Origin of the sequence: Heliomicrobium undosum (assembly GCF_009877425.1) — a bacterium.
GTDB classification, from domain to species: domain Bacteria; phylum Bacillota; class Desulfitobacteriia; order Heliobacteriales; family Heliobacteriaceae; genus Heliomicrobium; species Heliomicrobium undosum.
In genome coordinates this window covers 1-6,317 of sequence record NZ_WXEY01000044.1, presented here as the reverse complement: position 1 = coordinate 6,317, position 6,317 = coordinate 1, and the positions used below count along the sequence as shown (strand labels likewise).

At 52.4% G+C, this 6,317-nt stretch carries 8 protein-coding genes; 2 read left to right on the top strand and 6 right to left on the bottom strand.

The genetic code is table 11. The features are described from left to right. Positions 1-407 precede the first annotated feature (407 nt). Positions 408-755: a cupin domain-containing protein gene (locus GTO91_RS17325; RefSeq protein ID WP_161259976.1), complete on the bottom strand. Its 348-nt coding sequence runs from the start codon at positions 753-755 to the stop codon at positions 408-410. Positions 756-902: 147 nt separating this feature from the next. Next, on the bottom strand, positions 903-1,745 hold the full coding sequence (locus tag GTO91_RS17320; RefSeq protein WP_161259975.1) for a 4Fe-4S binding protein: 843 nt from the start codon (positions 1,743-1,745) through the stop codon (positions 903-905). A 168-nt stretch (positions 1,746-1,913) separates the two neighbouring features. On the opposite strand from GTO91_RS17320, the gene GTO91_RS17315 reads away from it, so the two are divergent. Next, complete coding sequence (locus GTO91_RS17315) at positions 1,914-2,153, top strand: hypothetical protein (protein ID WP_161259974.1); 240 nt, start codon at positions 1,914-1,916, stop codon at positions 2,151-2,153. A gap of 78 nt (positions 2,154-2,231) precedes the next feature. Here GTO91_RS17315 and GTO91_RS17310 read toward each other — a convergent pair whose 3' ends face one another. Further along, positions 2,232-2,780 carry a hypothetical protein gene (locus GTO91_RS17310; RefSeq protein WP_161259973.1) on the bottom strand — a complete coding sequence of 183 codons (549 nt, stop codon included), beginning with the start codon at positions 2,778-2,780 and terminating at the stop codon, positions 2,232-2,234. Continuing rightward, positions 2,759-3,316, bottom strand: coding sequence for a glycosyltransferase family 2 protein (locus GTO91_RS17305; RefSeq protein WP_207709050.1), 558 nt, complete (start codon positions 3,314-3,316; stop codon positions 2,759-2,761). Before GTO91_RS17305 ends, GTO91_RS17310 begins: the two co-directional genes overlap by 22 nt. A gap of 162 nt (positions 3,317-3,478) precedes the next feature. Between GTO91_RS17305 and GTO91_RS17300 the strand changes: the two genes are divergently transcribed. Then, entirely contained in the window at positions 3,479-4,696 is a 1,218-nt protein-coding gene (locus tag GTO91_RS17300) for an HD domain-containing phosphohydrolase (RefSeq protein ID WP_161259971.1), read from the top strand. A 97-nt stretch (positions 4,697-4,793) separates the two neighbouring features. Here GTO91_RS17300 and GTO91_RS17295 read toward each other — a convergent pair whose 3' ends face one another. Both GTO91_RS17295 and GTO91_RS17290 read right to left on the bottom strand, forming a co-directional pair. Continuing rightward, positions 4,794-4,976, bottom strand: coding sequence for a hypothetical protein (locus GTO91_RS17295; protein WP_161259970.1), 183 nt, complete (start codon positions 4,974-4,976; stop codon positions 4,794-4,796). Between the two features lie 190 nt (positions 4,977-5,166). Then, positions 5,167-5,931, bottom strand: a complete 765-nt coding sequence (locus tag GTO91_RS17290; RefSeq protein ID WP_407929540.1) for a DUF1287 domain-containing protein — start codon at positions 5,929-5,931, stop codon at positions 5,167-5,169. Between the last annotated feature and the right edge of the window lie 386 nt (positions 5,932-6,317).

Here is a 6,317-nt window from a genome sequence, read left to right as displayed (position 1 = left end):
AAACTCTCCACAAAAATTTGTAGATAAGCTTGAGTCAAGCTCTCATTTGACAATCTTTTTGAGCAACCATCGTTGCCGACAATCGCTCTTCTGCTGCATCCTCTGCCGACTTGCGTCGTCATCGGACATCAGCGGAATTGATTGGTTTGCACGCTTTTGATTCGCAACTGTTCGATTTTCAAGGACCAATTTTATGAGCCTTGCCGCCCGCCGATTCGCGGTAGTTTTTACCGCAGCACTGCGGCGACGTTGACTATTATCACACAACCAAACGAAGAATGCAATGAGTATTTTTTTCCAGTTCGAGATTTTTTATAAGGGCGCAGCGCCACAATGACAGATGCAACCCAGACGCCACGCCCCAGGCACATTCCTATGATTCTAAGGCCTAGAATCGCTTTCGCATGCTATTTGTCCGCTTCCGCAGGAACAATACAGATAAAAGAGAAATCCTCTCCCGAGACGTTCTTAAACTGGTGCTCTTCTCCCCCCGGTATGTAGGCGATCGAACCGGCTTGGACGGGATGCTCCTTGCCCCCTAAGAACAGCGTTCCCTGTCCTCCTACAATATAGTTGATATGGGGCCAGGGATGGCTGTGGCGGGGTGTCTGTCCGCCTTCAGACAGGGTGAACAGTCGCATCGACCAACCATCCCACCCCTGTGCCGGACCGATCAGCGATTGTTTCGCCGCTTTTATGATCCCAGGCCCTTCAAGCTGGATAACCGGGATGGATGCCACATCAGAGACAAACATGCGAAGAACTCCTTTCACTTACAACATCCTGCCGGCGCCAAAGACACGCTGGCGCCTTCGCAACCATTATTTTACTACAAAAACAAGCGCTTTTGTAGTAATTTTCACAATGAAATAGAAAGAACGCAGAGGAGAGCGTCATCGTTTTCATCGTATGGCGCCTACCGGACAGGCGCGAACACAGGCGTTGCAGAGCGTGCATTCGCTGTCCCGCACCGGTTTTCCCTCCATCATACACCCCACGATATCAACATCCATAGGACAAGCGTTGTTGCATCGCCCACATCGGATGCACTTGACTCCCGTAGGTTTCCGGGCAAGCAAGCTGATCGATGCTGATGGTTTCATCACCAAAGCGACAGGACAGAGCACCTTGCAAAAGGCACGCCGATCCTGAAACCAGTAAGCCACGGAAAGGCCAAGCAGGTAATAGAGGGCAACGCCTGCGAACATCCAGTAGGGTTCCTGATGGGATAAGTAATCGCGGCGGACGTCATAGTTCAAAAAAAAGACGAATGTCAAAGGGATAAGGACGGATACGAATAGGGATACGTAGCGCAGATTTTTCCATTTGGATGGAATAACACCCTTCTTCGCAATCGGAAGCCAATCAAGGACGGCGGCAGTCCAGCAAGCCCAGCCGCAAAAACCTCTTCCCCAGATCAGCGGACCAAAGACCTTTGCGACAGCGTAATGAATCACACCCTTGCTAAAGTAACCAATACTTAATAGCAGGATAACGCCTTCTATTTGCAAGTTTTCCCTGTTCGCCAGGGGGATGAACAGGATAAAGACAGGGAGTATCATGAGGATAGCGATGCGGCGCCCTAGATCAAGGCTCGACTTAGCCAGATAGCGCTCCAGGAACATACCGGCAGAGATAGAGAGACCGATCCAGGGAAAGATGATCAAAAAACCCCACCAGTGGATCGTCAGGTACAAAATCGCTGCGACGATCAACCCCACAAAGAGAGGAATCCCTACGCCCACAATCTCATCCCCTTATACTGCCCCGTATGTGGCAGAAGTTTTTTCGCCCTTTTTTCTCCCAGTTTCTTTGTCTATACTTTTTTCATCCCTTGTATTGAATAAATTATTTAACTTTACCGAACATTGTGATACAATGGACATAACAACAAAAGAACGGGGGTTAGCTCCATGGCAGATCGACAAAACCTGCCGGAAGACGTCCGACACCAGTGGATTGAAGACATCCTATCCGCTTCCCCGCTGTTTCTCTGCCGCTTCTTGGGTGAAGATAACCACCCTCTTTCCCCGCTCCTTCTCTACGGCATGGATCTCGAGGCTGTGATCGAAGACAGGCTAGAACAGATTCCGCATGAACAACTGATCAGATATCTCCAGGAACTGAAAGAGCAAAAAATTCGCCTGTGTTGATTGTTGAAAGCGAATACATAGAACATTTTGCAGCCGCCCTTGCACAGGCGGCTGTTTTCTTCGGCGAAAGAAACGGGTTCATTGGACAGAGGGCGTTGAACACTCCCTGGAAAAGACATTTTCTACATTATCAGGCCCGGTTCCTCCCATGGGACCCGCTTTTTCAGAGGAGCGGGCATAGTTCACCGCCCGCAACCCCGTCCCTTCACCGAGCCACTTCAGACGCAAAAGGGGTTTCCCGAATAAAGGGCTTTCTTTCTTCACAACGATTCCCTGCAAAGGACGGTCAACGCCCGCTACGTTCACGGCGATGGCATCTCCGACAGCAAAATCTGATCGACGGAGAAGCTTGATCTGGCATCCTCCCAATCCAACGTCATGGATCTCTCCCTCACTGATGATCGGACGATGCGGCGTTTCCTGGACGTCTGATGTTGCCGCGATGGCCGCCTGAAAACCATGCCGGTGACTGTCATAGTAGACGACGGTCAATTCAGCCGGGTAGGCGCGTTCGAACCGTTCCGTCTTGCGCATGCGCGGAGGCTCCCAGGCCAGGAGAAGGGCGCCCGCAAGACCGCCGGCGATGAGGCCGGCGAGACTCAGCATCAGCAGGACCAGATTGGGCATGGCCAGCCGCGCATGAAAAAACGCCGCTGACCAGTAACCCCCTTGGGCGTCACCTGAAAGGCAGTGTCCTTCCCAAACATACAGTACAGGACTGAATCGGCGTACAAGAGGCGTTGCATCCGCGTCAGTCCGGGGATCGTCAGCGGATTCCACTTGCGGGCCGTCTGCACATTGCCCCTTCCCCAGCGTACTCGCTGGCGGATATAATCGGGAAAGGATTCGGCCGACAGCCCTTCGGCGATAACCTCATTCAGATAGACCGTGCGAAATCCTTTCGCTTGGAGTAGCATGCCCGTGGCCATATCCTCGGTGATGGTTCCCGTTGCAAATCCGCCGATCGCCGCCAAGGCGCTCCGCCGGAAGACGGTGTTGCTGCCGATGTACATGGCTGCGTTGTACCGGTCCCGTCCGGCTTGCACGACCCGCATAAACATGTCCTGCTCGTTCGGTATGTTGCGGCCCTGCAACAGGTTGTATTGGAAGATGTCTTGGTTATAAAAGGCCTGAGGCGCTTGGACAAAGGCCAGCTCTATCACCCTTTCCCTCGGCGATTTAGGGAAATCCAGGTAAACGTAGCCATGTAGAAACCTAAATGACACTACCTTTTTCGTTTCGACTTTAGGCGTATTATATTTCTTGGGAAAAAGAGAACTGGTAAAATAAAAAAACGCATATTCTCATATATGAGGAGGTTACAAATGCTCGGAAAAATCAACCTCCCACCGCTGTTGAACACCTTATCGATGGTGCTAGACTTCACCTCGACAGGTCTGAATCACCATCATAACCGCGTGGCATATATCAGTTCCGCCATGGCATCCCTAATGGACTTGCCGAGACAAGAACGGTATGACCTCTATTGCGCCGCCAGCATCCATGACATCGGGGCCACCTCCTTCCACGAGAAGGCAGCCTTGGGCCGTTTTCATGTGCTGGACGCAGATGCCCATAGCCAAAAAGGTTATGAACTGCTGAAAGATATTGGAAACTTCGAAAACATCGCTAAAATCATCTTGCATCATCACGATTACTGGGAACATCAGAGGGAACGGAACGCTTTGACTCGGCTCAGCGACATCATCCATCTGGCCGATCGACTCGAGATCCTTCTCACAGAGGACTATATCCTCCACCAGCGCAAAAGCTCCATGGATCAACTGAATGCATATTTCGGAACCATGTTCCGCCCCGAACTGAAAGAAGTCCTTCACGAGTTGGCTGGGAGAGAAAGCTTTTGGCTCGACCTCGCCTCCCCTTATGTAGAAGACCTGTCCTTGCGCATGATCTCGCCTGACATCGTCGAATCGTCCTGCGAGTACACCGATTTAAAGAAGCTCTTTATGATCTTCGCCTTAATCATCGATCGAAAAAGTCAATTCACCCTGCACCATTCGCGCCTGGTGGCGTCATCATCGGTCCACCTCGCCTCCCTGGCCGGTTTTTCCCCGTCCGGCATTGCCCAAATCGAAGTGGCTGGTTTGCTTCATGACCTGGGAAAACTGAGCATTCCCGAATCGATTCTCGAAAAGCCTGGCGCCCTTACGGCGGAGGAATATGACGTAATCAAGCGTCACCCTTATCACACCTACCATATCCTCCAGCGTCTCCCCGGTTATTCACAACTGGCCGAATGGGCCGCCTTTCATCACGAGCGACCCAACGGGACGGGATACCCTTTTCGAATCGGCGGTTCTGATTTGCCCCTCGGCAGCCGAATTATTGCCGTTGCAGACGTCTTCTCCGCTCTGATCGAAGACCGTCCCTACCGCCCCGGCATGGGACGAGACAAAATAGAAACCATCCTGACTCAATCAGCGCGGGAAAAAGCCTTGGACAGAGATGTGGTCGACCTGCTTTTTTCTCACTATGACCTGTTTGAGTCACTACGGGAGTTTCTGGATATCCTTCGGTATTGATTCAGGCCGATTTTGGCTCAATGACGGCGGCGAAGTTAGCCGCGAGGTATTGTACATGTAAAAGCCTCCCCGCCTTTTAAGAACGGGGAGGACTTTTTTACATAAATGCGCCGGTATGAACGATCGAGTATCCATCGGCGTAAAAGGACGGGAAACCGTGAAATAAGTCCATCTTCACCAGGCTCTGCGCCTCTCCTGCATCCAACGGCTGCCCTTTCGCTTCGCCAACCTCTTCGGGAGGCGAACCAACGCTAGCCTGCTGATTGTAGACCGGACTCATCGGACCAACCCCTTCAGTCGATGGTTGTCGCCATTGGGATAGAATCATCCCTTTCACCTCCGTAAGTCTTTTTATCGTTTGTGATATTTTACGCTTTCGAGGCTCCAGAATTGCCATTCCATTTGGGCGAGTCAATGTTTTTTCCAAGAATCGGGCGGCGAGTGACGACGAACCGTCGCCATCGATTTTTTCATGGTTGAAAGCGAAAGTGATAATCGATCGGCGCCGGCCAGGTGACGAGCGCATTTTCCTCTCTCGGATTTGGTCCCCCGTTATGGATAACCAGTGGAACGCCGTCAGATCGTCGTCGATCCGTGATGATGCCGATATGCTCCTGCGGCCTGCCCAGTCCGAAGACGACGATATCGCCCGGCTGCCACTGGGCAAGGTTCTCCAGATCGCCCGGAATCAGCGTTGTCGTCAGAGACTGCCCATGGCGTTGAAAATAATTGACCAGATTAGGCACCCGCCGAAAATCGATATTGGGGTCGGGACGTCCGCCGACACGCGGGTACACTTTTCCGTTTTTCGCGATATCGTCGTCAATCATCGCCTTAAGATCATAGCCGGCTTCCTGAAAGGAGCGCCAGATGACATCGGTGCAGACGCCTTCTGTCGACGGTGGGTAACCGCCGGCATAATAGGCGCTCCGGTATGCCGGACGCCGTTGCACCTCCGCCCGCCCCCCGGCAACGATATCGAGGGAATCGTCGACGCCGTCTCCATCCTGATCTCTGCCGGATAAACGCAAGGGGACCGAGATCGATTGGGCCAAGGGAAGACCGGGCATCCCTAGTTTGCTTGACCAGATTTCGTTGATAGCGCCGTTCAAGCGCAGCGTCAGTTCGGGGTAGGTGAAGCGCAGCCATGTAAGCGACCCAATCCCCAACGAAAGGATTACGATCAGGCTTACCAAAAGATTGCGTCTCGCACCACGGGCATGCGGCACCGGCATCTTCATCTCTATTCCTCCATTCGGAGTTCAATCAGGCTTTGCCTTATCTTTTAGACTTTGCATGGGAAAGAAAAATGACTGGAAAAACGGAAATGCCCACCAAAAAATTGTAATCGGAAAACGCAAAGAGACCCCAGGGGCTTCATTCCCCGGGGTCATCTGCTCTCAATGCAAATCCCTCAAAATCAAACAGTTGCAATCGTTCGTGCGTTCCAGTCCGCGCAGACCTTTCCTGGTTCGCCCTGCTCTTGACGAGAAAGGCTGCTGCCAGGAGGTATCCGCCGGTTCGACCTCGACATCTCGCGACACAGTCTCCATTTGACCTTAACGGTCAAAGGCGACGGTCGCGACGAGTCTCCATAGAAAGGAGGTGATCCAGCCGCACC

Coding starts and splice junctions, on each gene's coding strand:
- GTO91_RS17325 (WP_161259976.1), bottom strand. CDS start 755: ATGTTTGTCTCTGATGTGGCATCCATCCCGGTTATCCAGCTTGAAGGG.
- GTO91_RS17315 (WP_161259974.1), top strand. CDS start 1,914: ATGGCAGATCGACAAAACCTGCCGGAAGACGTCCGACACCAGTGGATT.
- GTO91_RS17310 (WP_161259973.1), bottom strand. CDS start 2,780: ATGCCCAATCTGGTCCTGCTGATGCTGAGTCTCGCCGGCCTCATCGCC.
- GTO91_RS17300 (WP_161259971.1), top strand. CDS start 3,479: ATGCTCGGAAAAATCAACCTCCCACCGCTGTTGAACACCTTATCGATG.
- GTO91_RS17295 (WP_161259970.1), bottom strand. CDS start 4,976: ATGAGTCCGGTCTACAATCAGCAGGCTAGCGTTGGTTCGCCTCCCGAA.
- GTO91_RS17290 (WP_407929540.1), bottom strand. CDS start 5,931: ATGCCGGTGCCGCATGCCCGTGGTGCGAGACGCAATCTTTTGGTAAGC.